This window comes from Streptococcus mitis (assembly GCF_946190285.1).
GTDB lineage: Bacteria > Bacillota > Bacilli > Lactobacillales > Streptococcaceae > Streptococcus > Streptococcus mitis_CP.
This window is the reverse complement of record NZ_CAMHZX010000004.1, coordinates 116416-141493: the sequence shown is the minus strand read 5'-3', so window position 1 is coordinate 141493 and position 25078 is coordinate 116416. Positions and strand designations below refer to the sequence as shown.

Below are 25078 nucleotides of genomic sequence, written 5' to 3'. Positions count from 1 at the left end.
CTCTAAAGGAAGTCACTTAGTGGCTTCCTTTTGTCTTTAGAAAATACCTCTAAATATGGTAAAATAGTAGGAGAATAATGTGAGGAAAATGAATGTCAAACAGTTTTGAAATTTTGATGAATCAACTGGGGATGCCTGCTGAAATGAGACAGGCATCTGCTTTATCACATGCTGATATTGAACGAGTTGTGGTTCATAAAATTAGTAAGGTATGGGAGTTTCATTTCGTATTTTCTAATATTTTACCGATTGAAATCTTTTTAGAATTAAAGAAGGGTTTGAATGAGGAATTTTCTAAGACAGGTAATAAAGCTATTTTTGAAATTAAGGCTCTGTCTCAAGATTTTTCAAACCAACTCTTGCAGGCCTACTATAGAGAGGCTTTTTCTGAGGGGCCATGTGCTAGTCAAGGCTTTAAATCTCTCTATCAGAATTTGCAAGTTCGTGCTGAGGGCAATCAACTCTTTATTGAAGGCTCAGAGGCGATTGATAAGGAACACTTTAAGAAAAATCATCTTCCTAATTTAGCTAAACAACTTGAAAAATTTGGTTTTCCAACTTTTACTTGTCAAGTAGAGAAGAATGATGTCCTGACCCAAGAGCAGGAAGAGGCCTTTCATGCTGAAAATGAGCAGATTGTTCAAGCTGCTAATGAGGAAGCGCTCCGTGCTATGGAACAACTAGAACAGATGGCACCTCCTCCAGCGGAAGAGAAACCATCCTTTGATTTTCAAGCTAAAAAAGCTGCAGCTAAACCCAAGCTGGATAAGGCAGAGATTACTCCTATGATCGAAGTGACGACGGAGGAAAATCGTTTGGTCTTTGAAGGGGTTGTTTTTGATGTGGAGCAAAAAGTGACCAGAACAGGGCGTGTTTTGATCAACTTTAAAATGACGGACTACACTTCAAGTTTTTCGATGCAAAAGTGGGTTAAGAACGAGGAAGAGGCTCAGAAGTTTGATTTAATTAAGAAAAATTCTTGGCTCCGAGTTCGTGGGAATGTGGAGATGAATAACTTCACACGCGATTTGACTATGAACGTGCAGGATGTGCAGGAAGTTGTTCACTATGAGCGTAAGGATTTGATGCCAGAAGGTGAGCGTCGGGTTGAGTTTCACGCTCATACTAACATGTCGACCATGGATGCTCTACCAGAGGTTGAAGAAATCGTTGCGACAGCTGCTAAGTGGGGACACAAAGCAGTTGCTATCACCGACCACGGGAATGTTCAATCCTTCCCACACGGTTATAAGGCGGCTAAGAAAGCGGGGATCCAGCTGATCTATGGTATGGAAGCCAATATCGTGGAGGACCGTGTTCCTATCGTTTATAACGAAGTGGAGATGGACTTGTCAGAAGCGACCTATGTGGTATTTGACGTGGAAACGACGGGTCTATCAGCTATCTACAATGACTTGATTCAGGTTGCGGCCTCTAAGATGTATAAGGGGAATGTCATTGCTGAATTTGATGAATTTATCAATCCTGGGCATCCCTTGTCAGCTTTTACTACTGAGTTGACTGGAATTACAGATGACCATGTCAAAAATGCCAAACCACTAGAACAAGTTTTGCAAGAATTCCAAGAATTTTGCAAGGATACGGTCCTAGTTGCCCATAATGCGACCTTTGACGTTGGCTTTATGAATGCCAATTATGAGCGTCATGGTCTGCCAAAGATTAGTCAGCCAGTTATTGATACGCTGGAGTTTGCTAGAAACCTTTATCCTGAGTATAAACGTCATGGTTTGGGGCCTTTGACCAAGCGTTTTGGTGTAGCCTTAGAACATCACCACATGGCCAATTACGATGCGGAAGCTACTGGCCGTCTGCTCTTTATTTTTATCAAAGAGGTAGCAGAAAAACATGGTGTGACCGATCTAGCTAGACTCAACATTGATTTGATTAGTCCAGATTCTTATAAAAAAGCTCGGATCAAGCATGCGACTATTTATGTCAAGAATCAGGTAGGTCTAAAAAATATCTTTAAGCTGGTTTCATTGTCTAATACCAAGTACTTTGAAGGGGTGCCACGGATTCCGAGGACAGTTCTAGATGCCCATCGGGAAGGTTTGATTTTAGGTTCAGCTTGCTCTGAAGGTGAAGTTTTTGACGCAGTCGTTTCCCAAGGTGTGGATGCGGCGGTTGAGGTGGCCAAGTATTATGACTTTATCGAGGTCATGCCACCAGCTATCTATGCGCCATTGATTGCTAAGGAGCAGGTCAAGGATATGGAGGAACTCCAGACCATTATCAAGAGTTTAATAGAAGTGGGAGACCGCCTTGGTAAGCCTGTTCTGGCTACGGGGAATGTCCACTATATCGAACCAGAAGAAGAAATTTACCGTGAAATTATCGTCCGTAGTTTGGGACAGGGGGCGATGATTAACCGAACTATCGGTCATGGCGAACATGCCCAACCAGCACCACTTCCCAAGGCTCATTTTCGAACGACTAATGAGATGCTGGATGAATTTGCATTCTTGGGAGAGGAATTAGCTCGCAAATTGGTTATTGAAAACACCAATGCCTTGGTAGATATCTTTGAACCTGTTGAGGTAGTTAAGGGTGACTTGTATACGCCTTTCATCGACAAGGCTGAAGAAACGGTCGCTGAGCTGACCTATAAGAAAGCTTTTGAGATTTATGGAAATCCGTTGCCAGATATCGTTGATTTGCGGATTGAAAAAGAACTAACCTCTATTCTGGGGAATGGATTTGCCGTGATTTATCTGGCTTCCCAGATGCTGGTGCAACGTTCCAATGAACGGGGCTACTTGGTTGGTTCTCGTGGGTCTGTTGGGTCCAGTTTTGTTGCGACCATGATTGGGATTACGGAGGTTAATCCTCTCTCTCCTCACTATGTCTGTGGTCAGTGTCAGTACAGTGAGTTTATCACGGATGGTTCTTATGGTTCAGGATTTGATATGCCCAATAAGGACTGTCCAAACTGTGGTCACAAACTCAGCAAAAACGGACAGGATATTCCTTTCGAGACCTTCCTTGGTTTTGATGGGGACAAGGTTCCCGATATTGACTTGAACTTCTCGGGAGAAGATCAGCCTAGTGCTCACTTGGATGTGCGTGATATCTTTGGTGAGGAATATGCCTTCCGTGCAGGAACGGTTGGTACAGTAGCTGCCAAGACCGCTTATGGATTTGTCAAGGGCTATGAGCGAGATTATGGCAAGTTTTATCGTGATGCAGAGGTGGAACGCCTCGCTCAAGGTGCAGCTGGTGTCAAGCGGACGACGGGACAACACCCGGGAGGAATTGTTGTTATTCCTAACTACATGGATGTTTACGACTTTACGCCTGTCCAGTATCCAGCAGATGACGTGACGGCTGAATGGCAGACCACTCACTTTAACTTCCACGATATCGATGAGAACGTCCTCAAACTCGATGTGCTGGGACATGATGATCCGACCATGATTCGAAAACTCCAGGACTTGTCTGGGATTGATCCTAATGAAATCCCTATGGATGACGAAGGCGTGATGGCCCTCTTTTCTGGGACTGATGTGCTAGGTGTGACTCCTGAACAAATCGGAACTCCGACAGGCATGCTGGGGATTCCAGAGTTTGGAACCAACTTTGTACGTGGAATGGTAGACGAGACCCATCCGACAACTTTTGCGGAGTTGCTGCAGTTGTCTGGATTGTCCCACGGTACTGATGTCTGGTTGGGAAATGCCCAGGATTTAATCAAGCAAGGAATTGCGGACCTGTCGACCGTTATCGGTTGTCGGGACGACATCATGGTTTACCTCATGCATGCGGGTCTGGAACCTAAGATGGCCTTTACCATTATGGAACGGGTACGTAAGGGCTTGTGGCTCAAAATCTCTGAAGAAGAGCGCAATGGTTATATCGAAGCTATGAAGGCCAACAATGTTCCTGAGTGGTATATCGAATCTTGTGGAAAAATCAAGTACATGTTCCCTAAAGCCCATGCGGCAGCCTACGTTATGATGGCTCTTCGTGTAGCTTACTTCAAGGTTCATCACCCTATTTATTACTACTGTGCTTACTTCTCAATCCGTGCTAAGGCTTTTGATATCAAGACCATGGGGGCGGGCTTGGATGCTATCAAGCGCAGAATGGAAGAAATCTCTGAAAAACGGAAGAACAATGAGGCCTCTAATGTGGAGATTGACCTCTATACAACTCTTGAGATTGTCAATGAAATGTGGGAACGTGGTTTCAAGTTTGGGAAGTTAGACCTCTACCGTAGTGATGCGACTGAATTCATCATTGACGGAGATACACTGATTCCACCATTCGTTGCTATGGATGGTCTGGGAGAGAACGTTGCCAAGCAATTGGTGCGAGCGCGTGAAGAGGGAGAATTCCTATCTAAAACAGAATTGCGCAAGCGTGGTGGACTCTCATCAACCTTGGTTGAAAAGATGGATGAAATGGGTATTCTTGGAAATATGCCAGAGGATAATCAGTTGAGTTTGTTTGATGAGTTGTTTTAAGGTCTTGGAGGAAAAAAGATGAAACTAAGAATTTTTGCGGAAGACAAGCCGGCTGAGAAGGTGTTTGAGTATCAATTGGAACTTGCTGACCAGACAATTCTTCTATCAACAGCACTTTTGTCGAGTGCCATTGCTTTAGCAGGATTATTTTCTGCTTTGAAAGAAAAATAGAAAAGGAAAAATAGAATGGTTTTACCAAATTTTAAAGAAAATCTAGAAAAATATGCGAAATTGTTGGTTTCGAATGGAATTAACGTGCAGCCTGGTCACACTTTGGCTCTCTCAATTGATGTGGAGCAACGCGAGTTGGCTCACTTAATTGTCAAAGAAGCTTATGCCTTGGGTGCGCATGAGGTTATCGTTCAGTGGACAGATGATGTGATTAACCGTGAGAAATTCCTACATGCTCCGATGGAGCGTCTGGACAATGTGCCAGAATACAAGATTGCTGAGATGAACTATCTCTTGGAGAACAAGGCTAGCCGTCTTGGGGTTCGTTCTTCTGACCCAGGTGCCTTGAACGGTGTGGATGCTGACAAGCTTTCAGCTTCTGCTAAAGCGATGGGACTTGCCATGAAGCCAATGCGTATCGCAACACAATCCAATAAGGTTAGCTGGACTGTAGCAGCCGCTGCTGGACTTGAGTGGGCTAAAAAAGTCTTTCCAAATGCTGCGAGCGATGAAGAAGCAGTTGATCTCCTTTGGGACCAAATCTTCAAGACTTGTCGCGTTTATGAAGCAGATCCTGTTAAGGCTTGGGAAGAGCATGCAGCCATCCTCAAGAGTAAGGCTGATATGCTTAATAAAGAACAATTTTCAGCCCTTCACTACACAGCACCAGGGACAGATTTGACACTTGGCTTGCCTAAGAACCACGTTTGGGAATCAGCTGGTGCTATCAATGCGCAGGGAGAAGGATTCTTGCCAAATATGCCGACAGAAGAGGTCTTCACAGCGCCAGACTTCCGTCGTGCAGATGGTTATGTCACTTCTACAAAACCGCTTAGCTACAACGGAAACATTATTGAGGGGATTAAAGTGACCTTCAAGGATGGACAAATTGTGGATATCACTGCAGAAAAAGGCGATCAGGTCATGAAAGACCTTGTCTTTGAAAATGCGGGTGCGCGTGCCTTAGGTGAATGTGCCTTGGTGCCAGATCCAAGCCCAATTTCTCAGTCAGGCATTACCTTCTTTAACACCCTTTTCGATGAAAATGCGTCAAATCACTTGGCTATCGGTGCAGCCTATGCAACTAGTGTTGTTGGTGGAGCGGAGATGAGCGAAGAGGAGCTTGCAGCTGCGGGGCTTAACCGTTCAGATGTTCACGTAGACTTTATGATTGGTTCTAACCAAATGGATATCGATGGTATCCGTGAGGATGGGACACGTGTACCACTCTTCCGTAACGGAGATTGGGCAAATTAAGGAGATAATATGTTAGGAAGTATGTTCGTTGGTCTCCTAGTGGGATTTTTAGCAGGTACTCTGACCAATCGTGGAGAGCGAATGGGATGTTTTGGAAAAATGTTTCTAGGCTGGATTGGTGCCTTTATAGGGAACTTGCTTTTTGGGACTTGGGGGCCGATAATAGCAGGAACTGCCATTATTCCGGCAGTACTAGGTTCCATGATTGTCTTAGCGATTTTCTGGAGACGAGGAAGTTAATTTCTTAAATCTGATACTCAATGAAAATCAAAGAGCAAACTAGGAAACTAGCCGCAGGTTGCTCAAAGCACTGTTTTGAGGTTGTACGAAGTCAGTAACATATATACGGTAAGGCGACGTTGACGCGGTTTGAAGAGATTTTTGAAGAGTATGAAACGAAAAGGAGGTTGGTCATTGTACCAGCCTCCTTTTGAGTGTGATATAATAGTTCTATGAGATTAGATAAATTTTTAGTTGCCTGCGCTGTAGGGAGTCGGACAGAGGTCAAAAACATGCTCAAGGCTGGGCGCGTGACGGTAAATGGTAAAAAAGAAAAATCAGCTAAATTGCAGATTGATGAAAAAATAGATGAGATTCGCTTTGATGGGCAAGTGTTGGAGTATGAAGAGTTTGTCTACTACATGATGAACAAGCCCAAAGAAGTTATCTCAGCGACTGAGGATCCTAAGCACAGAACCGTTCTGGATTTGCTGGATGATATTGCTCGGAGCAAGGAAGTTTTCCCAGTAGGACGCTTGGATATTGATACACATGGTCTTCTACTCTTGACCAATGACGGCAAGCTTGCCCATGCTCTTCTTTCACCCAAGCGTCATGTAGACAAGACGTATCTAGCTCAGGTCAAGGGAATTATGACCCAAGAAGACGTAGAGACATTTGCCAAGGGAATTCCGCTCAAAGACTTTACCTGTCAGCCCGCTAGGCTGGAGATTATTTCCACAGATACAGAAAAGAATCAGAGCAAAATCCGTGTGACCATTGCAGAAGGGAAGTTCCATCAGGTCAAGCGTATGGTGGCTTACTGTGGCAAGGAAGTAGTAGATCTACAGCGTTTGACTATGGGAACTTTAACCTTGGATGAGAACTTAGAACGAGGAGAATGGCGTCGTTTGACCAAGGAAGAATTAGATGTTCTCCTTGCAAGTATTGCTTAATTTAGTTTATTTTCGAAAAAGGTGAGGGAGAAAGTCCTTGCCTTTTATGTTTTTCAGTTGCTTCCTTTGTGAAAAGAGTTATAATAGACTGTAGAATAAAAGGAGGAATCTATGAACGCGATTCAAGAATCATTTACTGATAAATTATTTGCCAACTATGAAGCAAATGTAAAATACCAAGCGATTGAAAATGCTGCTAGCCACAATGGAATTTTTGCAGCCCTTGAGCGTCGTCAAAGCCATGTGGACAATACACCTGTTTTCTCATTGGATTTGACCAAGGATAAGGTAACCAACCAGAAAGCGTCTGGTCGTTGCTGGATGTTTGCGGCCCTCAACACCTTCCGCCACAAACTCATCTCGCAATACAAATTGGAAAATTTCGAGTTGTCACAGGCCCACACCTTCTTCTGGGACAAGTATGAGAAATCAAACTGGTTCTTGGAACAAGTCATTGAGACTGCAGACCAAGACTTGACGAGCCGTAAGGTTAAATTCCTACTTCAAACACCTCAACAAGACGGTGGACAGTGGGATATGGTCGTTTCTCTCTTTGAGAAATATGGTGTCGTGCCTAAGTCAGTTTACCCTGAGTCCGTTTCATCTAGCAGCAGCCGTGAGCTAAATGCAATCCTCAACAAATTGCTTCGCCAAGATGCTCAAATCTTGCGTGACCTGCTTACTTCTGGTGCAGACCAAGCGACTGTTCAAGCTAAGAAAGAAGACCTCTTGCAAGAAATCTTTAACTTCCTTGCTATGTCTTTGGGGCTTCCACCACGTAAATTTGACTTTGCTTATCGCGATAAGGATAACAACTACCAAAGCGAAAAGAGAATTACTCCACAAGAATTTTACAAGAAATATGTCAATCTTCCTCTAGAAGATTACGTTTCTGTTATCAACGCCCCAACTGCTGACAAGCCTTACGGCCAATCTTACACAGTTGAGATGTTAGGAAATGTCGTTGGTAGCCGTGCGGTTCGTTACATCAACGTTCCAATGGAGCGCTTGAAAGAGTTGGCGATTGCTCAAATGCAAGCAGGTGAGACTGTTTGGTTTGGTTCAGATGTCGGTCAGCTCAGCAACCGTAAAGCTGGAATCCTTGCGACAGATGTTTATGACTTTGAATCAAGCATGGACATTAAACTCACTCAAGACAAGGCTGGACGTTTGGACTACAGCGAAAGCTTGATGACCCACGCCATGGTCTTGACAGGTGTGGATTTGGACGAAAATGGCAAGTCAACCAAGTGGAAGGTTGAAAACTCTTGGGGAGATAAGGTCGGTACAGATGGTTACTTTGTTGCCTCAGACGCTTGGATGGATGAATACACTTACCAAATCGTTGTTCGAAAAGAATTGCTGACAGCAGAAGAACAAGCTGCCTATGAAGCAGAACCAATTGTACTTGCACCTTGGGATCCAATGGGAGCCTTGGCAGAATAATACTCTTCGAAAATCTCTTCAAACCACGTCAGCTTCGCCTTGCCGTACTCAAGTACAGCCTGCGGCTCGCTTCCTAGTTTGCTCTTTGATTTTCATAGAGTATAAAAACATAGAAAAAAGGAATCAGGCTTAGAACCTGGTTCCTTTTAAGTTGTTTGATTACATGATGTGAAGAACATGTGCCACAATACCCACTGCGAAGAGTGCAAGGATAATAGTGATTGGAGATACTTTTTTCTTAAGCAAGTACATGCAAAGGAAAGTAAGGAGTAGTCCTGATAGTCCAGGAATCAACATATCCAAGTTTTGTTGGAAAGTAGTAACTTTTTCAGGTGTTTGAGACAATCCTTGTCCTACTTGTGCGAATGCTTCTTGGATACCTTTAGATCCTTCTGGCAATTTATCCCAATGGATATAAGCTTTTTCATCTAGTTGAACTTTGGCAACATCGAAAGCAAATTTAATATTTACCCAACGTTGAACAAGGACAGCAAGAATGAACATACCAAGGATAGAAGCTCCTTTAGTGATGTCTTGAAGGATACCGCCAGACATATCTTTAGTGATTTCTGATCCAGCCTTGTATCCAATCTCTTGTGTATACCACAAGAATGACATACGAATCAAGTTCCAAAGAACGAAGAAGAGGATTGGGCCTAAGATATTACCAGTAAGGGCAAGTGAAGCACCGAGTGATCCAAGGATTGGGCGTACTGTAAACCAGAATACTGGGTCACCGATACCAGCAAGAGGTCCCATCATACCGATTTTAACCCCTTGGATAGCAGCGTCATCAATTTCAACACCGTTAGCACGTTCTTCTTCAAGTGCAAGAGTAACCCCCATGATTGGAGCGGCTACGTATGGGTGAGTGTTGAAGAACTCAAGATGGCGCTCAAGAGCAGCGACTTGATCTTCTTTTTTAGTGTAGAGTTTTTTAAGAGCTGGAATTAATGAGTAAGCCCAACCCAAGTTTTGCATACGTTCATAGTTCCAAGAACCTTGTAAGAAAGTTGAACGCCACCAAACTTTTTTACGATCTGATTTAGTTAATTGAAGTTTTTCAGTCATGATGTTTTCAGTCCTTTCTTATCTTAGTAGTCTTCTAGGATATCGCCGATTGGGTCGTTAGAAGTTGCGGCTCCTCCGCCACCATTTCCACCAGTTTTAGAAAGGTGAAGGTAGATAAGAGCGATAGCAACACCGATAGCACCAAATCCGATTAGAGTAATATCTGACACGGCAGCAAGCACGAAACCGATAGCGAAGAATGGCCATACTTCACGAGTTGCCATCATGTTGATAACCATAGCGTAACCAACGGCAACGACCATACCACCACCGATAGCCATACCATCTTTAAGCCAATCAGGCATAGTATTTAGAATGCTTTGTACAGTTTCAGTTGGTACCATTAGAAGGAGTGCTGCAGGGACTGCAATACGAAGACCTTGAAGAAGAAGTGCGACAAAGTGAGCACGTTCAACTGCTTTAAAGTCACCTTTTTTAGCAGAAGCATCAGCAGTGTGAACCAATCCGACAGAGAGTGTACGGACAATCATAGTCAAGAATAGACCAGCAACTGCAAGAGGGATAGCAACCGCTTGGGCAACACCAATCCCTGTCTTAGTAAAGTCGCCACCAAGAACCATGATAATGGCAGCAGCAACAGAAGCAAGAGCAGCGTCAGGAGCTACGGCAGCTCCGATGTTAGCCCAACCAAGGGCGATCATTTGAAGAGAACCACCAAGGATAATCCCTGCTTCAAGGTTACCGGTAACAAGACCGATAAGGGTACAAGCTACGATTGGTTGATGGAATTGGAACTGGTCGAGGATACCTTCAAGACCTGCTAGGAAGGCTACAACGACTACTAAAACCATAGAAATAATAGACATCTTTAAAATCCTTTCATAAAATCGATTATTGCACGTTTGCTTTGTTGATCAAGTCAAACAAATCTTTTTTCGTGTCGTTTGGTACTTTACGTACGTCAAATTCAACACCAAGATCACGCATTTTTTCAAATGTAGCAACGTCTTCTTTATCCATAGACAAAACGTTGTTAACCATTGTTTTACCAGTTGAGTGAGCCATTGATCCAACATTAAGAGTTTTGATTGGTACGCCACCTTCGATAGCACGAAGAGCATCTTGAGGTGTTTCAAACAAGATAAGGGCATGTGTTCCTCCGAAGCGAGGATCTTTTGCAACGTCGATTAGTTTTTGGATAGGAACAACGTTTGCTTTCACTTTACCTGGAGCTGCTTGTTTAATCAATTCTTTACGTAATTCGTCTTTAGCTACGTTATCTGAAGCAACGATAATACGGTCTGCTTTTGAATCTGGAGTCCAAGCAGTTGCAACCTGACCGTGAAGTAGACGAGTGTCTAAGCGAGCAAGGTTGATTTTGAGTTTTCCATCTCCGATAACAGTTCCTTCTGGGATAGCAGCTTGGGCAACTGGAGCAGCTGCAGCGCTTGCTACTTCCTCAACTGGGTTTAGCTCTTCTGGAAGAGCCTTGATGCCATCTTTGGCTTCTTTAATGATATTCGCAGCGACTTTTTCTACACCTGCAGCAGCGTCCATAAGGCGCTCTGTGTAGGCTTGAATTAACATCGGTAAGTTAAGTCCTGTGATGATGGCAAACTTACGCTCAGGATTTTCTCCCATTACGCGGCTAGCTTGGTTAAATGGAGATCCACTCCAAAGGTCAGCCAAAACTAGAACCTCATCTTCTGCGTCAAATGCAGCAACAGCGTTATTAAACTTAGCGTATAGATCATCAGGACCTTCATTTGGCATAAAGGTTACGACTTGAACCTTTTCTTGTTCACCAAAGATCATAGAACCTGACTGATGAATACCCGCAGCAAATTCGCCGTGGCTCGCAATAATGATTCCGATACTCATTATTGTCATTCCTCCTTTTTTGTTTTAGTTTTCGTTTAAGAAAACTTTAAGACTGTTTAAGTATAAACCGTTTTCATCTAAAAATCAACTATTTATCATAAAATAATTAAAAAGATTACATCTGAAAATATTGATATATTGAGTTTTGGAGAAGTTTTTTTGAATCCTTATTTAAAAATTTAATATAAAAAAGTTGGAAGCGCATTCCAACTTTTAAAATAGGTTTTTATTAGATTAGTGGGTGAAGTCGAGTACCATACGTCCTTGGATTTGACCTTTTTCCATTTCGTCGAAAATGGCTACGGCATCTTCTATTGGACGTTTTTGAACAACTGGAACTACTAAACCTTCTGCACCGAATTGGAAGGCTTCTTCCAAGTCTTTACGAGTTCCAACAAGAGAACCGATGACTTGGATTCCATCTAGAACGGTTTTGACGATGCTGAGTTCCATCATTTCAGAAGGAAGACCAACAGCGACTACGCGACCACCGGCACGAACTGAGTCAACAGCCTGGTTGAAGGCAACTTTAGACACAGCAGTTACGACAGCTGAATGAGCTCCACCATCAGTTTTTTCTTTGATGAGTCCAGGTACATCTTCAACTTCGAGGCCGTTAATCACAATGTCAGCACCTACTTCTTTTGCAAGGGCAAGTTTGTCATTGTTGATATCAACTGCGATGACATGAGCATTGAATACTTTTTTAGCGTATTGAACAGCTAGGTTACCAAGTCCACCAGCACCGTAAAGAACAACCCATTGACCTGGTTCAACTTTGGCCTCTTTAATAGCTTTATAGGTTGTTACACCAGCACATGTGATAGAAGAGGCTTGGGCTGGATCAAGTCCGTCAGGAACTTTGACAGCATAGTCTGCAGTTACGATACATTGTTCAGCCATACCACCATCTACTGAGTAGCCAGCATTTTTAACTGTACGGCAAAGGGTTTCGCGACCAGTTGTACAGTATTCGCAAGTGCCACATCCTTCAAAGAACCAAGCAACGCTGACGCGGTCGCCGACTTTAAGGCTTTTTACATCTGGGGCAATTTCTTTAACGATACCAACACCTTCGTGACCTAGGACACGTCCTGGTACCTGACCGAAGTCGCCATGGGCAACGTGGAGGTCAGTGTGGCAAACACCACAGTATTCAATTTCTACAAGTGCTTCCCCAGTTTCAAGTGGACGGAGTACTTTTTCTTCAACAGCAACACCAGTGCTTTCTGGATTTACAACAACAGCTTTCATAGCTATCCTCCTTGATATTGACTGAGAACAGGGACAACGGGACTGGATTGATTATGTTTCAACAGAGTCGAGTGTGACGAGCTCTCTTGTATTTATATGTGAATTATATCACAAAAGAAAGCCTTTTCCAAGGTTTTGGAGGTAAAAAATAGAACAATCGATTAACCGGTTGACGAGACTGTGAAAAGAGCACAAAGACCAGCTTGCAAGCTGATCAGAATGGACTATAAGAATAAATCTTGCAGGGTTTTGGCAACACCGTCTTGGTCATTGGTCAGAGAAATTTGCTCGTCGGCATAAGGGAGTAGCTCTGGGTTGGCATTTTTCATGGCATAACCCTTCCCAGCAAAAGCGAGCATTTCGGTATCATTGTGTTCATCACCAAAGGCAATTAAATCCTTTCTGTCACGATTCATTACCTTGAGCAAGTAGTCTAAGGCGAAGGCCTTATTGACACCTTTGGGGGTACACTCAAGGATATTGAGCGGACCTCCCCAGGTATTGATGGACAGTTGATGCTGGTAGAAGGCGTTCATTTCTTTTGCCAAGGCATATTTGTCACTGGCTCTGGTCTGCAACAGAATACAGTTAGGGTCCTTGGTTACCAACTCAGGCTGAAATTGATCTTCAGGCTGGAAAGCTTCTACACCAAATAGTTTGGGATTGGCAATTTCTTCATTAGGATTTGTAATGTAGAATTTTTTACGGTATTCTCCAGCGATAAAATCGGCTTGAATGTCCTCTGAACGTTGAACCATATCTAGCAGATATTTTTTGTCTACGGTTAAACACTTTTCAAAATCCCAAACTTGGTCTGGTAAATGAGTGAGGGAGCCGTTGAAGTTAATCATAGGAGTGTCTAAGCCTAGTTCACGGTAAAAATCTTTTGACATGCGGTAAGGGCGCCCTGTCGTAATAATAACTTGATGGCCTTTTTCAGTAACTTTTTTGATGGTTTTTTTGGTAAAGTCAGAAATTTGACTGTCTGAGTTGAGCAGGGTTCCATCCAGGTCAACTGCAATAATTTTTTTCGTCATAGGGACCTTTCTAGTGTCTTTTCAGATAAGATGTCTACTATTATAACAGAAAGCAGGCAGAAAAGCAGATTCGAAACAAAAAAAGAAATTTCATCAAATTCTTAAATAAATCAAACAAAGATATTGAAAAAGTGAATGATAAATGATATAATTCTATTATTGTTCGTAAAAATTAAAAGGAGATTGATAATGGACAAATTATTTAAACTAAAAGAGAACGGTACAGACGTTCGTACAGAGGTTCTCGCTGGTTTAACAACTTTCTTTGCAATGAGCTATATTCTCTTTGTAAACCCACAAATTCTTTCGCAAACAGGAATGCCTGCTCAGGGTGTATTCCTCGCAACGATTATCGGTGCAGTTGCTGGTACCCTGATGATGGCCTTCTACGCCAACTTACCATATGCTCAAGCGCCAGGTATGGGACTCAATGCCTTCTTTACCTTTACAGTTGTATTTGGGCTTGGTTATTCATGGCAAGAAGCCCTAGCTATGGTCTTTATCTGTGGAATTATCTCATTGATTATTACCTTGACAAATGTTCGTAAAATGATCATTGAATCGATTCCAAATGCTCTTCGCTCAGCTATTTCAGCTGGTATCGGTGTCTTCCTTGCCTACGTAGGAATTAAGAATGCTGGATTTTTGAAATTTACGATCGATCCAGGTAACTATACTGTTGTAGGAGAAGGGGCTGACAAAGCTAAAGCAACGATTGCAGCAAACTCTTCAGCAGTTCCAGGATTGGTTGACTTTAATAACCCAGCTGTTTTGGTGGCACTTGCAGGACTGGCCATTACAATCTTCTTTGTTATCAAAGGAATTAAAGGGGGAATTATCCTCTCTATCTTGACAACAACTATTCTTGCTATCGCAGTTGGTTTGGTAGATTTGTCAAGCATCGATTTTGCTAATAACCATGTTGGTGCAGCCTTTGAAGATTTGAAGACAGTCTTTGGTGCAGCTCTTGGTTCAGAAGGTTTGGGAGCTTTGATTTCAGATACAGCTCGCTTGCCTGAAACTCTGATGGCTATTCTTGCCTTCTCATTGACAGATATTTTTGATACAATTGGTACCTTGATCGGTACAGGTGAAAAAGTTGGTATCGTAGCGACAAATGGTGAAAATCACCAATCAGCTAAGTTGGATAAGGCTCTTTACTCTGACTTGATTGGTACTTCTATTGGTGCCATCGCAGGTACTTCAAACGTAACGACTTATGTTGAGTCTGCTGCTGGTATTGGTGCAGGTGGACGTACTGGTTTGACAGCTTTGGTTGTGGCAATCTGTTTTGCAATTTCAAGTTTCTTTAGCCCACTTCTAGCTATCGTACCAACAGCTGCTACAGCTCCAATCTTGATTATCGTTGGGATTATGATGTTGGCTAGCTTGAAAAATATCCATTGGGATGATATGGCTGAAGCGGTTCCTGCTTTCTTCACATCTATCTTTATGGGATTCAGCTACTCTATCACTCAAGGAATTGCAGTTGGTTTCTTGACTTACACTTTGACTAAGCTTGTTAAAGGTCAAGCCAAAGATGTTCATGTCATGATTTGGATTTTGGATGCCTTGTTTATCCTTAACTATATCAGCATGGCACTATAATAGAATGACCCAGGGGGATTTTCCCCCTTTTTTAATACAAAGGAGATGGGTGATGAAAGAGAAAAATATGTGGAAAGAATTATTGAATCGTGCAGGCTGGCTGTTAATCTTTTTGCTGGCGATAATTTTATATCAGATTCCTATAGGGGTTACTGCTATTTTAACCTTAAGAGAAGTACCGCTATTACAGTCAGGACTGATAGTTGCTGGTATTTCGATTGTGGTTCTGGTGCTATTTATTATTGGAGCTCGTAAAACGCAATTAGCAAGTTTTAATTTTTCTTTTTTTAGAGCTAAGGACCTAGCACGATTGGGATTAAGTTATTTAGTCATTATCTGTTCAAATATACTTGGTTCTATCTTGTTACAACTGTCAAATGAGACGACAACAGCTAACCAGTCTCAGATTAACGATATGGTTCAGAATAGTTCTCTGATTTCTAGCTTCTTCTTGCTAGTCTTGCTTGCTCCGATTTGTGAGGAAATCTTGTGTCGTGGGATTGTTCCTAAAAAGATTTTCCGAGGGAAAGAGAACTTGGGATTTGTAGTCGGTACGGTTGTGTTTGCTTTATTGCATCAACCGAGTAATTTACCTTCTTTATTGATTTATGGAGTTATGTCGATCGTTCTGTCTTGGACGGCTTACAAGACCCAACGTTTGGAAATGTCTATCTTACTTCACATGATTGTGAATGGGGTTGTTTTCTGTTTGTTGGCTCTCGTGGTGATTTTGAGTCGGACATTAGGGATCTCTGTTTAAGATTTTTGACAATTGCTTACTTGTTTCTACTGGGAAAAAGATGAATGCAATTGTGTCCATCTTTTTCTTTTTATGGTAAAATAGAGAAATAATATGGTGAAAAGCCTTGAGGGAGTGACCGATATGTCAACTAAAGCTAATCATGTAAAGACAGCTATTTGCGGAATTATCAATGTAACCCCAGACTCCTTTTCGGATGGTGGTCAATTTTTTGCTCTTGAGCAGGCACTCCAGCAGGCTCGTAAATTGATAGCAGAAGGGGCGAGCATGCTAGATATCGGCGGAGAATCAACTCGGCCTCGGCCGGGAAGTAGCTATGTTGAGATAGAAGAGGAAATCCAGCGTGTTGTTCCAGTGATTAAAGCGATTCGCAAGGAAAGTGATGTCCTCATCTCTATTGATACTTGGAAGAGTCAGGTAGCAGAAGCTGCATTGGCTGCTGGTGCTAATCTAGTTAATGATATCACTGGTCTCATGGGTGATGAAAAAATGGCCCATGTGGTAGCTGAAGCGAGAGCGAAAGTGGTCATTATGTTTAACCCAGTCATGGCTCGACCTCAGCATCCTAGCTCGCTCATATTCCCTCATTTTGGATTTAATCAATCTTTTACAGTGGAAGAGTTAGCTGACTTCGAAAAATTACCAATCGAAGAGTTGATGGAGACTTTCTTTGAACGAGCACTAGCGAGAGCAAATCAAGCTGGAATTGCACAAGAAAATATCCTGTTGGATCCGGGAATCGGCTTTGGTCTGACCAAGAAAGAAAATCTGCTTCTTTTACGGGACCTGGATAAACTCCATCAGAAAGGTTATCCAATCTTTCTTGGAGTGTCGCGCAAGCGATTTGTCATCAATATCCTAGAAGAGAATGGTTTTGAAGTCAATCCTGAGACAGAACATGGTTTCCGCAATCGAGATACAGCTTCGGCTCATGTAACCAGTATTGCTGCGAGACAGGGTGTAGAAGTGGTGCGCGTGCATGACGTAGCTAGTCACAAGATGGCAGTTGAAATTGCCTCCGCCATTCGTCTGGCAGATGATGCGGAAAATCTAGATTTAAAACAATACAAGTAAGATGAACGAAATTCAAAACAATCAGTGGATTGCCAACTACCGGACGGACCAACCGCACTTTGGTTTGGAACGAATGGTGGAACTATTAGCTTTGCGTGGAAATCCCCATCTCAAACTCAAGGTCATCCATATCGGAGGGACCAATGGCAAGGGGTCTACCATTGCTTTTTTGAAAAATATGCTAGAGAAGCTAGGGCTGAGAGTTGGTGTTTTCAGCTCGCCCTATCTCATTCATTACACAGACCAGATTAGCATCAATGGGGAATCCATTCTCGAGGCTAGACTGGAAGCCCTCATGGCAGACTATCAGTCTTTGTTGGAAGGGGTATCGGCTACCAATTTGCAGGGGACAACTGAGTTTGAAATAATTACAGCCATAGCCTATGACTACTTTGCTTCAGAGCAAGTAGATGTGGCCATCATGGAAGTCGGCATGGGTGGACTTTTAGATAGTACCAATGTCTGTCAGCCTATTTTGACAGGAATTACGACTATTGGATTGGACCATGTAGCCCTACTTGGTGACACCTTGGAAGCCATAGCAGAGCAGAAAGCTGGTATTATCAAACAAGGTATTCCCTTGGTGACAGGTCGTATCGCTCCAGAAGCTTTGGTTGTGATTGACCGCATTGCGGAAGGAAAAGATGCGCCGAGATTTTCCTACGGGACAGATTATCAGGTCAGCCATCAAAAGAGTGTGGTTACAGGCGAAGTCTTTGACTATACAAGTGTTGTCAGACAAGGTCGCTTCCAAACTGGCCTGTTGGGTTTGCACCAGATAGAGAATGCTGGGATGGCCATAGCTTTACTTGATAATTTTTGTCAAGAAGATGGTCGAGAGCTACCAGCTAATACCTTGCTTGCTCAAGCCTTGGAAGAAACAAGTTGGCCAGGGCGTTTGGAAATCGTGTCAAGAGAACCCTTGATGATTTTGGATGGAGCCCACAATCCCCATGCTATCAAGGCTTTATTGGCAACCTTGCAAGAACGCTTTGCGGATTATCGTAAGGAAATCCTCTTTACTTGTATCAAAACCAAGGCCTTGGAGGATATGTTGGACTTGCTGGGGGCCATGCCAGATACCGAGCTTACCCTGACACATTTTGACGATAGTCGGGCGACTGATGAAAACGTGTTGAAAGAGGCAGCCAAGTCTAGAAATCTCAGCTACCAAGGTTGGCAGGATTTTATAGAGCAGAAATTGACAGATAAAAAAGAAGAGAAACAAACAGTTAGGATTGTCACGGGTTCCTTGTATTTCTTGAGCCAAGTGAGAGCCTATCTGATGGAGAGGAAGAACGAAAATGGATACACAAAAGATTGAAACAGCTGTAAAAATGATTATCGAGGCTGTCGGAGAGGACGCTAACCGTGAGGGCTTGCAGGAAACGCCTGCTCGTGTGGCCCGTATGTACCAAGAGATTTTTTCAGGGCTTGGTCAAACAGCGGAGGAACATTTGTCAAAATCTTTTGAGATTATTGACGATAATATGGTGGTAGAAAAGGATATCTTTTTCCATACCATGTGTGAACACCACTTTCTACCATTTTATGGGAGAGCACATATTGCCTACATTCCAGATGGCCGTGTGGCAGGTTTGTCTAAGCTAGCCCGTACGGTTGAAGTTTATTCTAAAAAGCCGCAAATTCAAGAACGTTTGAATATCGAAGTAGCCGATGCCTTGATGGACTATCTAGGTGCTAAAGGAGCCTTTGTTGTCATTGAGGCGGAACATATGTGTATGAGCATGCGTGGTGTCAGAAAACCAGGCACAGCAACCTTAACGACAGTAGCTCGTGGTCTATTTGAAACAGATAAGGACCTCCGAGACCAAGCTTATCGTTTAATGGGACTATAATACTCTTCGAAAATCTCTTCAAACCACGTCAGCTTCCATCTGCAACCTCAAAACAGTGTTTTGAGCAGTCTGCGGCTAGCTTCCTAGTTTGCACTTTGATTTTCATTGAGTATAAAAAGAATCCGCTTGAAGCGGATTTTTCTAGAAAGGAATCATTATGGATCAACTGCAGATTAAGGATTTGGAAATTTTTGCCTATCATGGTCTTTTTCCTAGTGAGAAAGAATTGGGGCAGAAGTTTGTTATTTCCGCAATCCTATCCTATGATATGACCAAGGCGGCTACAGACTTGGATTTAACGGCTTCTGTCCATTACGGAGAACTGTGTCAGCAGTGGACGACTTGGTTTCAGGAAACAACTGAGGACTTGATTGAAACGGTAGCCTACAAACTGGTAGAACGTACCTTTGAGGCCTATCCTCTTGTCCAAGAAATAAAGCTGGAACTGAAAAAACCTTGGGCGCCAGTGCATTTACCACTAGATACTTGCTCGGTAACCATTCATCGTCGCAAGCAACGGGCCTTTATCGCCCTGGGAAGCAATATGGGGGATAAGCAAGCAAATTTGGAGCAAGCGATTGAGAAGATGCGAAATCGAGGTATTCATATTCTCAAAGAGTCCAGTGTCTTGACGACGGAGCCTTGGGGCGGTGTTGAGCAGGATAGCTTTACCAATCAAGTGGTTGAGGTTGAAACCTGTTTGCCGGCCCCAGTTCTATTAGAGACCTTGTTAGCCATTGAGTCAGAGATGGGACGGGTGAGAGAAGTGCATTGGGGACCTCGTTTGATTGATTTGGACTTGCTCTTTGTGGAGGACCAGATCCTTTATACAGATGACCTTATTTTACCCCATCCTTACATAGCAGAACGCCTTTTTGTTCTTGAGTCTCTACAAGAAATTGCGCCTCATTTTATCCATCCGACATTAAAGCAACCTATCCGTAACTTGTATAATGCTTTGAAAAAATAGAAAAAACTCTAGTTTTCAGTCACTTGCAACTGAAGGCTAGAGTTTTTATACTCTTCGAAAATCAAATTCAAACCACGTCAGCGTCGCCTTACCGTAGGTATGGTTACTGACTTCGTCAGTTCTATTCACAACCTCAAAACAGTATTTTGAGCAACCTGCGGCTAGCTTCCTAGTTTGCTCTTTGATTTTCATTGAGTATTAAAATAGGTCATTTTCTTCTGGGAGAAGGATAGTTTCTCTACCGTCCATGTCTAAAACTAGGACTCTCGGGGGATAAAGAGGGTCAAAGGGATGGTTAAAATCAAAATCAATGGCTGTAGGGAGGTGTTGACTTGAGAAGTGGAAGGTAATTTTTCCTTGGTTATTGAGCAATTGAAACTCGAGTTCTTCTTCCAATTCAAAGACATTTTTTAAGAAATGGTCGATGATATACCAAAAAGAGTCAATGACATCATCAGGCAAGCTGGTAACAATGCCAAAACTAGCAGACCGCATGTGGGTATTGGTAAAAGCCATATTTCTTCCCCCTTTCTTTTCCCTTATCATACAGCAAATAGGATTAAAAATCAAGAAAAGGCGATTTTTTCTTCATAAACATAGCTTCCTATGAAATTTTTTCAAATAATCTTCAAAAAACGCTTGAAAGTGTTTACAAATAGTGATAAAATGGAATAAGTAGAATCATGAAAACGAAATTTTCATACCGTCTCTTTTTTGGAGTCTCGTGAGGTATGATATAGAAAGGAAATGGAATGAATACAGACGATACAGTAACGATTTATGATGTCGCCCGTGAAGCAGGAGTTTCAATGGCGACGGTTAGCCGTGTAGTCAATGGCAATAAGAATGTAAAAGAGAATACCCGTAAAAAAGTACTTGAGGTGATTGATCGTTTGGATTACCGTCCAAATGCCGTGGCGCGTGGTCTTGCAAGTAAAAAGACAACCACTGTTGGTGTCGTGATCCCCAATATCACCAATGGTTATTTCTCAACGCTTGCCAAAGGGATTGATGATATCGCTGAAATGTACAAGTACAATATCGTCCTTGCTAACAGTGATGAGGATGATGACAAGGAAGTTTCAGTTGTCAATACCCTGTTTTCTAAGCAAGTGGATGGTATCATCTTTATGGGTTACCACTTGACTGAAAAAATTCGTTCAGAATTTTCTCGTTCTCGGACACCAGTTGTTCTTGCAGGGACAGTGGATGTGGAACACCAACTCCCAAGTGTTAATATTGACTACAAACAAGCTACGATTGATGCAGTGACCTACCTTGCTAAAGAAAACGAGCGTATTGCTTTTGTTAGCGGTCCACTAGTGGATGACATCAATGGTAAGGTTCGCTTGGTTGGTTACAAGGAAGCCTTGAAAAAAGCAGGTATTTCTTATAGCGAAGGATTGGTATTTGAGTCTAAATATACTTACGAAGATGGCTATGCCTTGGCAGAACGCTTGATTTCATCAAATGCAACTGCAGCAGTTGTAACAGGTGACGAGCTGGCAGCAGGTGTTTTGAATGGTTTGGCTGACCACGGTGTGTCAGTGCCAGAAGAGTTTGAAATCATTACGAGTGATGATTCACAAATCTCACGCTTTACCCGTCCAAACTTGACAACTATTGCCCAACCTCTTTATGACCTTGGTGCCATCAGTATGCGTATGTTGACGAAGATTATGCACAAGGAAGAATTGGAAGAACGTGAAGTTCTCTTACCTCATGGTTTGACAGAACGTCGTTCAACACGAAAACGTAAATAGAAAAAATCAGGGAATCGTGAAGATTTCCTGATTTTGCTTTCTAGAGAAGAGGTTAGCCTTCCATATAGTCTTTTAAGGCTTGTCCTTTTAATCCAGCATTGAGGGCGATGAGGAGTTTCAAACGGGCTTTTTGGGCGTTGAGTTCTTTAACAAAAAAGACACCAGATTTTTGCAACTGCACGCCCCCACCTTGGTAGGCATAAACAGGCTCAGCAATACCGTTAAAGCATCGTGATACTAGAGCGACTGGGATTCCTTTTTGTAGAAGGCTTTCTAGTTTTTGAGCCGTTTCTTTGGGAATATTACCAGCTCCGAAGGCTTGGATAATCAAACCGTCCAATTGATCCAAATCCAGCATATCAATCAGCTCATCTGTCATACCAGCATAAGCTGAGATGATAGGGACTAATCCTTGTATGTGATCGAGGTCAAAGCGGACACGGGGCTCAGCTGTTTTAAAGTAGAGGATTTCGTGTTTCATAATCAGACCAAGTGGCCCGTGAGTAGGAGTCTGGAAGGTGCTGACATTGGTCGTATGTGTTTTGGTAACATACTTGGCAGCGTGGATTTCATCGTTCATAACGACCAAAACTCCTTTGTCAGCAGCCCTGTCATCGCTGGCAACTCGTAAAGCACTCAGATAATTATAGACACCATCACTACCGAGTTCATTGGAACTACGCATGGCCCCTGTTAGAACGATGGGCTTGTGGGGAACTTCCATGGTATCAAGGAAATAGGCTGTTTCTTCCAAAGTGTCGGTCCCATGTGTGATTACCACCCCATCGTAATTAGCAGCTTCCTCTTTGATTTTTTGGTAGAGGGCCAGCATATGCTTGGGTTTGATATGGGGACTTGGCAGGTTAAAAAAGTCCAAGGCGTGGACTTGGATTCCTTCAAGTGGGTTAGACACATGATTCATGGGATTATCTGAACTCGTCACAACAGCGCCAGAAGCATCGGCCTGCATGGAAATAGTCCCACCTGTATGTAAAACAAGGATTTTCTTAGGCATGATTTACTCACTCTTTCTGAAATGTGGTATAATCATTGTATCACAAAAGGGGAGATTGGGATAGGATGGAAGTCAAAGCTGTTTTTTTTGATATCGATGGAACCTTGGTCAACGATCGCAAGAGTGTTTTGAAATCCACTAAGGACGCGATTAAGATTGTCAAAGAACAAGGGGTGCTGGTTGGCGTAGCAACAGGACGAGGACCTTTTTTTGTTAAGGAATTGATGGACGATTTGGATTTGGATTTTGCGGTAACCTACAATGGCCAGTATATCTTTACCAAAGACAGAGTCTTGTTCACGAGCCCGATTTCCAAGTTACATTTGCGCCAGCTAATTACTTATGCTAAAAAAGAAGGCAAGGAGATTGCTCTAGGGACCAAGGATGCCATGCTGGGGTCTAAAATCATGTCTTTTGGTCTGGGTTCTTTTTCCCAACGAATCAGTCGCTTCGTTCCATCTGTTTTAACCCGTACGGTGAGTCATTCCTTTAATCGTATGGTCAGCAAGGTTGTTCCCCAAAAGGAAGAAGACCTGCTTCATCTGATGAATCAGCCTATCTACCAAGTTTTGATGCTAATGACGCCAGAAGAATCTGAGAAGGCGGCAGCTGATTTTGAAGATTTGAAATTGACACGTAGCAATCCATTTGCTGCGGATGTCATCAATAGGGGAAATTCCAAATTGGAAGGTATACGCCGAGTTGGGAAAGAATATGGCTTTGACCTCAACCAAGTCATGGCCTTTGGTGACTCAGACAACGACCTAGAGATGCTGGCTGGTGTCGGTATGTCCGTTGCTATGGGAAATGGTAGTAGCAGCGTTAAGGAAGTCGCCAAACACATCACCACCAGCAATCAGCAAGACGGCATTCACAAGGCCTTGGAACATTTTGGTGTTCTGGCTTCAGAAAAAGTTTTTGTCAGTCGTGACTATCATTTCAATAAGGTCAAGACCTTCCACCACATGATGGATGAACGGACACAAGAAGAACCTCGAGCTTGGGATTTAGAGGGTGCAACCCATAGGGCTGGCTTTAAGATAGAAGAATTGGTGGAGTTTGTTCGGGCTGCCAGTCCTTCGGAAGAGGATTTTGGCCAAGCTCTATCGCAACTTCATCAGGCCCTTGATAAGGCAGCAGATAAGGTAGCCAAGAAGACGCCTGCCCAGCAAGATTTGGTAGGGCAAGTGGATGCCTTGATTGACACGCTTTACTTCACCTACGGTAGTTTTGTCTTGATGGGGGTGGACCCAGAACGTATTTTTGACATTGTCCATCAGGCCAATATGGGGAAAATTTTCCCAGATGGCAAGGCCCATTTTGATCCAGTGACCCACAAAATCTTAAAACCAGATGATTGGGAAGAAAAATATGCTCCCGAACCCGCTATTAAAAAGGAACTGCAGCGTCAGCTCAAGGCTTATGAACGCCATAAAGAGAGAAATAATATTCAATGAAAATCAAAGAGCAAACTAGGAAACTAGCCGCAGGTTGCTCAAAGCACTGCTTTGAGGTTGTAGATGAAACTGACGAAGTCAGCTCAAAACACTGTTTTAAGGTTGCAGATAGAACTGACGAAGTCAGCTCAAAACACTGTTTTGAGGTTGCAGATAGAACTGACGAAGTCAGTAACATACCTACGGCAAGGCGACGTTGACGTGGTTTGAAGAGATTTTCGAAGAGTATAAATAGTAAACAAAAAGGAGCGCTAAGCTCCTTTTCTTCGTGATTACAAAGTTTTTTCTTGTTCTCTCACAACCAGCAAATCGACCTTAGCATGGCGGAGAATGTATTCAGATGAAGAACCGACCAAGAGGCGTTCAAAGGCGTTGAGACCAGTTGCGCCAACGAGGATGAGGTCCACTTCCTCAGCATCTGGAATAGTACGTGCCAAGAGAGTCTTTGGATTTCCCATTTCAATGACGATATGAACATCTGTCACACCAGCATCTTTCGCACGTTTTTCGTATTCTTTCATCAGACTTTCAGCATCGACTTGGAGTTCTTCGTAAACTTCAGCATCAAAGGTGGATACGCTTTGGAGAGCGCGTGTGTCAATGACATGAGCGATGGTGAGTTTAGCGTCGTTTCGTAGAGCAGAATGAACTCCCTTGACAAAAGCCAAGTCCGCTTCCTTAGAACCATCGATTGCGACCATAATATTTTGGTAACGTTGTGCCATAATGAAACCTCCTGAAATTTTCTTACTACAATTGTAAACCTTTTCACTATAGAAGTAAAGTAAAAAAAGTATTTTTCAAAAGAATGTTAGTGCTTAAAAACTATATAAAT

General features: G+C 42.9%; 22 protein-coding genes. 14 read left to right on the top strand and 8 right to left on the bottom strand.

Going from position 1 to position 25078, the window contains the following annotated elements:
* Window positions 1-92 precede the first annotated feature (92 nt).
* The 6 genes from N8L39_RS06915 to pepC all read left to right on the top strand — a co-directional run bounded on the left by N8L39_RS06915 (window position 93) and on the right by pepC (window position 8533).
* A complete protein-coding gene (locus N8L39_RS06915) occupies window positions 93-4484 on the top strand; it encodes a PolC-type DNA polymerase III (protein WP_261010422.1) in 4392 nt (1463 codons plus the stop codon).
* Window positions 4485-4502: 18 nt separating this feature from the next.
* Window positions 4503-4655 carry a hypothetical protein gene (locus N8L39_RS06910; protein WP_033687279.1) on the top strand — a complete coding sequence of 51 codons (153 nt, stop codon included), beginning with the start codon at window positions 4503-4505 and terminating at the stop codon, window positions 4653-4655.
* Between the two features lie 15 nt (window positions 4656-4670).
* Complete coding sequence (locus N8L39_RS06905; RefSeq protein ID WP_261010423.1) at window positions 4671-5912, top strand: aminopeptidase; 1242 nt, start codon at window positions 4671-4673, stop codon at window positions 5910-5912.
* A gap of 9 nt (window positions 5913-5921) precedes the next feature.
* Window positions 5922-6152, top strand: coding sequence for a GlsB/YeaQ/YmgE family stress response membrane protein (locus N8L39_RS06900; protein ID WP_000901574.1), 231 nt, complete (start codon window positions 5922-5924; stop codon window positions 6150-6152).
* Between the two features lie 212 nt (window positions 6153-6364).
* Window positions 6365-7087: a pseudouridine synthase gene (locus N8L39_RS06895; protein WP_261010424.1), complete on the top strand. Its 723-nt coding sequence runs from the start codon at window positions 6365-6367 to the stop codon at window positions 7085-7087.
* 111 nt (window positions 7088-7198) lie between these two features.
* Window positions 7199-8533, top strand: a complete 1335-nt coding sequence (pepC, locus tag N8L39_RS06890) for an aminopeptidase C (protein WP_261010425.1) — start codon at window positions 7199-7201, stop codon at window positions 8531-8533.
* 159 nt (window positions 8534-8692) lie between these two features.
* Here pepC and N8L39_RS06885 read toward each other — a convergent pair whose 3' ends face one another.
* The 5 genes from N8L39_RS06885 to N8L39_RS06865 all read right to left on the bottom strand — a co-directional run bounded on the left by N8L39_RS06885 (window position 8693) and on the right by N8L39_RS06865 (window position 13737).
* Window positions 8693-9604 carry a PTS system mannose/fructose/sorbose family transporter subunit IID gene (locus tag N8L39_RS06885; protein WP_203213014.1) on the bottom strand — a complete coding sequence of 304 codons (912 nt, stop codon included), beginning with the start codon at window positions 9602-9604 and terminating at the stop codon, window positions 8693-8695.
* A 23-nt stretch (window positions 9605-9627) separates the two neighbouring features.
* Window positions 9628-10431 (bottom strand): PTS mannose/fructose/sorbose transporter subunit IIC, encoded by an 804-nt coding sequence (locus N8L39_RS06880; protein ID WP_049543673.1) that lies wholly within the window; start codon window positions 10429-10431, stop codon window positions 9628-9630.
* Window positions 10432-10456: 25 nt separating this feature from the next.
* Window positions 10457-11446, bottom strand: a complete 990-nt coding sequence (locus N8L39_RS06875; protein WP_004258131.1) for a PTS sugar transporter subunit IIB — start codon at window positions 11444-11446, stop codon at window positions 10457-10459.
* Between the two features lie 234 nt (window positions 11447-11680).
* Window positions 11681-12700, bottom strand: coding sequence for an alcohol dehydrogenase AdhP (gene adhP / locus N8L39_RS06870; protein WP_000649185.1), 1020 nt, complete (start codon window positions 12698-12700; stop codon window positions 11681-11683).
* Window positions 12701-12924: 224 nt separating this feature from the next.
* Complete coding sequence (locus N8L39_RS06865; protein ID WP_261010426.1) at window positions 12925-13737, bottom strand: Cof-type HAD-IIB family hydrolase; 813 nt, start codon at window positions 13735-13737, stop codon at window positions 12925-12927.
* A gap of 189 nt (window positions 13738-13926) precedes the next feature.
* On the opposite strand from N8L39_RS06865, the gene N8L39_RS06860 reads away from it, so the two are divergent.
* From N8L39_RS06860 to folK, 6 genes are all read left to right on the top strand, one after another.
* Window positions 13927-15345, top strand: coding sequence for an NCS2 family permease (locus N8L39_RS06860; protein WP_261010427.1), 1419 nt, complete (start codon window positions 13927-13929; stop codon window positions 15343-15345).
* A 52-nt stretch (window positions 15346-15397) separates the two neighbouring features.
* Complete coding sequence (locus tag N8L39_RS06855) at window positions 15398-16105, top strand: CPBP family intramembrane glutamic endopeptidase (RefSeq protein ID WP_261010428.1); 708 nt, start codon at window positions 15398-15400, stop codon at window positions 16103-16105.
* 93 nt (window positions 16106-16198) lie between these two features.
* The gene (gene folP / locus N8L39_RS06850; RefSeq protein ID WP_261010429.1) at window positions 16199-17179 is read left to right on the top strand and encodes a dihydropteroate synthase; all 981 of its coding nucleotides are present in this window, start codon (window positions 16199-16201) and stop codon (window positions 17177-17179) included.
* A 1-nt stretch (window position 17180) separates the two neighbouring features.
* A complete protein-coding gene (locus tag N8L39_RS06845; protein ID WP_261010430.1) occupies window positions 17181-18503 on the top strand; it encodes a bifunctional folylpolyglutamate synthase/dihydrofolate synthase in 1323 nt (440 codons plus the stop codon).
* A complete protein-coding gene (gene folE / locus N8L39_RS06840) occupies window positions 18484-19038 on the top strand; it encodes a GTP cyclohydrolase I FolE (protein WP_000380931.1) in 555 nt (184 codons plus the stop codon). The genes N8L39_RS06845 and folE overlap by 20 nt, the downstream gene beginning before the upstream one ends.
* A gap of 157 nt (window positions 19039-19195) precedes the next feature.
* Window positions 19196-20008 (top strand): 2-amino-4-hydroxy-6-hydroxymethyldihydropteridine diphosphokinase, encoded by an 813-nt coding sequence (gene folK, locus N8L39_RS06835; protein WP_261010431.1) that lies wholly within the window; start codon window positions 19196-19198, stop codon window positions 20006-20008.
* Window positions 20009-20206: 198 nt separating this feature from the next.
* Here the strand turns inward: folK and N8L39_RS06830 are convergent, their stop codons facing one another.
* Window positions 20207-20524 (bottom strand): DUF960 domain-containing protein, encoded by a 318-nt coding sequence (locus tag N8L39_RS06830; RefSeq protein WP_000886035.1) that lies wholly within the window; start codon window positions 20522-20524, stop codon window positions 20207-20209.
* Between the two features lie 236 nt (window positions 20525-20760).
* On the opposite strand from N8L39_RS06830, the gene ccpA reads away from it, so the two are divergent.
* Window positions 20761-21771 (top strand): catabolite control protein A, encoded by a 1011-nt coding sequence (ccpA, locus tag N8L39_RS06825; protein ID WP_020900851.1) that lies wholly within the window; start codon window positions 20761-20763, stop codon window positions 21769-21771.
* A 52-nt stretch (window positions 21772-21823) separates the two neighbouring features.
* Here ccpA and N8L39_RS06820 read toward each other — a convergent pair whose 3' ends face one another.
* Window positions 21824-22786: an asparaginase gene (locus N8L39_RS06820; protein WP_261010432.1), complete on the bottom strand. Its 963-nt coding sequence runs from the start codon at window positions 22784-22786 to the stop codon at window positions 21824-21826.
* A gap of 65 nt (window positions 22787-22851) precedes the next feature.
* Here N8L39_RS06820 and N8L39_RS06815 point away from each other — a divergent pair, with 65 nt between their 5' ends.
* Complete coding sequence (locus N8L39_RS06815; RefSeq protein WP_261010433.1) at window positions 22852-24243, top strand: Cof-type HAD-IIB family hydrolase; 1392 nt, start codon at window positions 22852-22854, stop codon at window positions 24241-24243.
* A 272-nt stretch (window positions 24244-24515) separates the two neighbouring features.
* Here N8L39_RS06815 and N8L39_RS06810 read toward each other — a convergent pair whose 3' ends face one another.
* On the bottom strand, window positions 24516-24968 hold the full coding sequence (locus N8L39_RS06810; protein WP_000079152.1) for a universal stress protein: 453 nt from the start codon (window positions 24966-24968) through the stop codon (window positions 24516-24518).
* Between the last annotated feature and the right edge of the window lie 110 nt (window positions 24969-25078).

Bases quoted from the DNA above. Each gene is read 5' to 3' on its own strand.
- N8L39_RS06915 (WP_261010422.1), top strand. From the start codon at position 93: ATGTCAAACAGTTTTGAAATTTTGATGAATCAACTGGGGATGCCTGCT.
- N8L39_RS06910 (WP_033687279.1), top strand. From the start codon at position 4,503: ATGAAACTAAGAATTTTTGCGGAAGACAAGCCGGCTGAGAAGGTGTTT.
- N8L39_RS06905 (WP_261010423.1), top strand. From the start codon at position 4,671: ATGGTTTTACCAAATTTTAAAGAAAATCTAGAAAAATATGCGAAATTG.
- N8L39_RS06900 (WP_000901574.1), top strand. From the start codon at position 5,922: ATGTTAGGAAGTATGTTCGTTGGTCTCCTAGTGGGATTTTTAGCAGGT.
- N8L39_RS06895 (WP_261010424.1), top strand. From the start codon at position 6,365: ATGAGATTAGATAAATTTTTAGTTGCCTGCGCTGTAGGGAGTCGGACA.
- pepC (WP_261010425.1), top strand. From the start codon at position 7,199: ATGAACGCGATTCAAGAATCATTTACTGATAAATTATTTGCCAACTAT.
- N8L39_RS06885 (WP_203213014.1), bottom strand. From the start codon at position 9,604: ATGACTGAAAAACTTCAATTAACTAAATCAGATCGTAAAAAAGTTTGG.
- N8L39_RS06880 (WP_049543673.1), bottom strand. From the start codon at position 10,431: ATGTCTATTATTTCTATGGTTTTAGTAGTCGTTGTAGCCTTCCTAGCA.
- N8L39_RS06875 (WP_004258131.1), bottom strand. From the start codon at position 11,446: ATGAGTATCGGAATCATTATTGCGAGCCACGGCGAATTTGCTGCGGGT.
- adhP (WP_000649185.1), bottom strand. From the start codon at position 12,700: ATGAAAGCTGTTGTTGTAAATCCAGAAAGCACTGGTGTTGCTGTTGAA.
- N8L39_RS06865 (WP_261010426.1), bottom strand. From the start codon at position 13,737: ATGACGAAAAAAATTATTGCAGTTGACCTGGATGGAACCCTGCTCAAC.
- N8L39_RS06860 (WP_261010427.1), top strand. From the start codon at position 13,927: ATGGACAAATTATTTAAACTAAAAGAGAACGGTACAGACGTTCGTACA.
- N8L39_RS06855 (WP_261010428.1), top strand. From the start codon at position 15,398: ATGAAAGAGAAAAATATGTGGAAAGAATTATTGAATCGTGCAGGCTGG.
- folP (WP_261010429.1), top strand. From the start codon at position 16,199: ATGGTGAAAAGCCTTGAGGGAGTGACCGATATGTCAACTAAAGCTAAT.
- N8L39_RS06845 (WP_261010430.1), top strand. From the start codon at position 17,181: ATGAACGAAATTCAAAACAATCAGTGGATTGCCAACTACCGGACGGAC.
- folE (WP_000380931.1), top strand. From the start codon at position 18,484: ATGGATACACAAAAGATTGAAACAGCTGTAAAAATGATTATCGAGGCT.
- folK (WP_261010431.1), top strand. From the start codon at position 19,196: ATGGATCAACTGCAGATTAAGGATTTGGAAATTTTTGCCTATCATGGT.
- N8L39_RS06830 (WP_000886035.1), bottom strand. From the start codon at position 20,524: ATGGCTTTTACCAATACCCACATGCGGTCTGCTAGTTTTGGCATTGTT.
- ccpA (WP_020900851.1), top strand. From the start codon at position 20,761: ATGAATACAGACGATACAGTAACGATTTATGATGTCGCCCGTGAAGCA.
- N8L39_RS06820 (WP_261010432.1), bottom strand. From the start codon at position 22,786: ATGCCTAAGAAAATCCTTGTTTTACATACAGGTGGGACTATTTCCATG.
- N8L39_RS06815 (WP_261010433.1), top strand. From the start codon at position 22,852: ATGGAAGTCAAAGCTGTTTTTTTTGATATCGATGGAACCTTGGTCAAC.
- N8L39_RS06810 (WP_000079152.1), bottom strand. From the start codon at position 24,968: ATGGCACAACGTTACCAAAATATTATGGTCGCAATCGATGGTTCTAAG.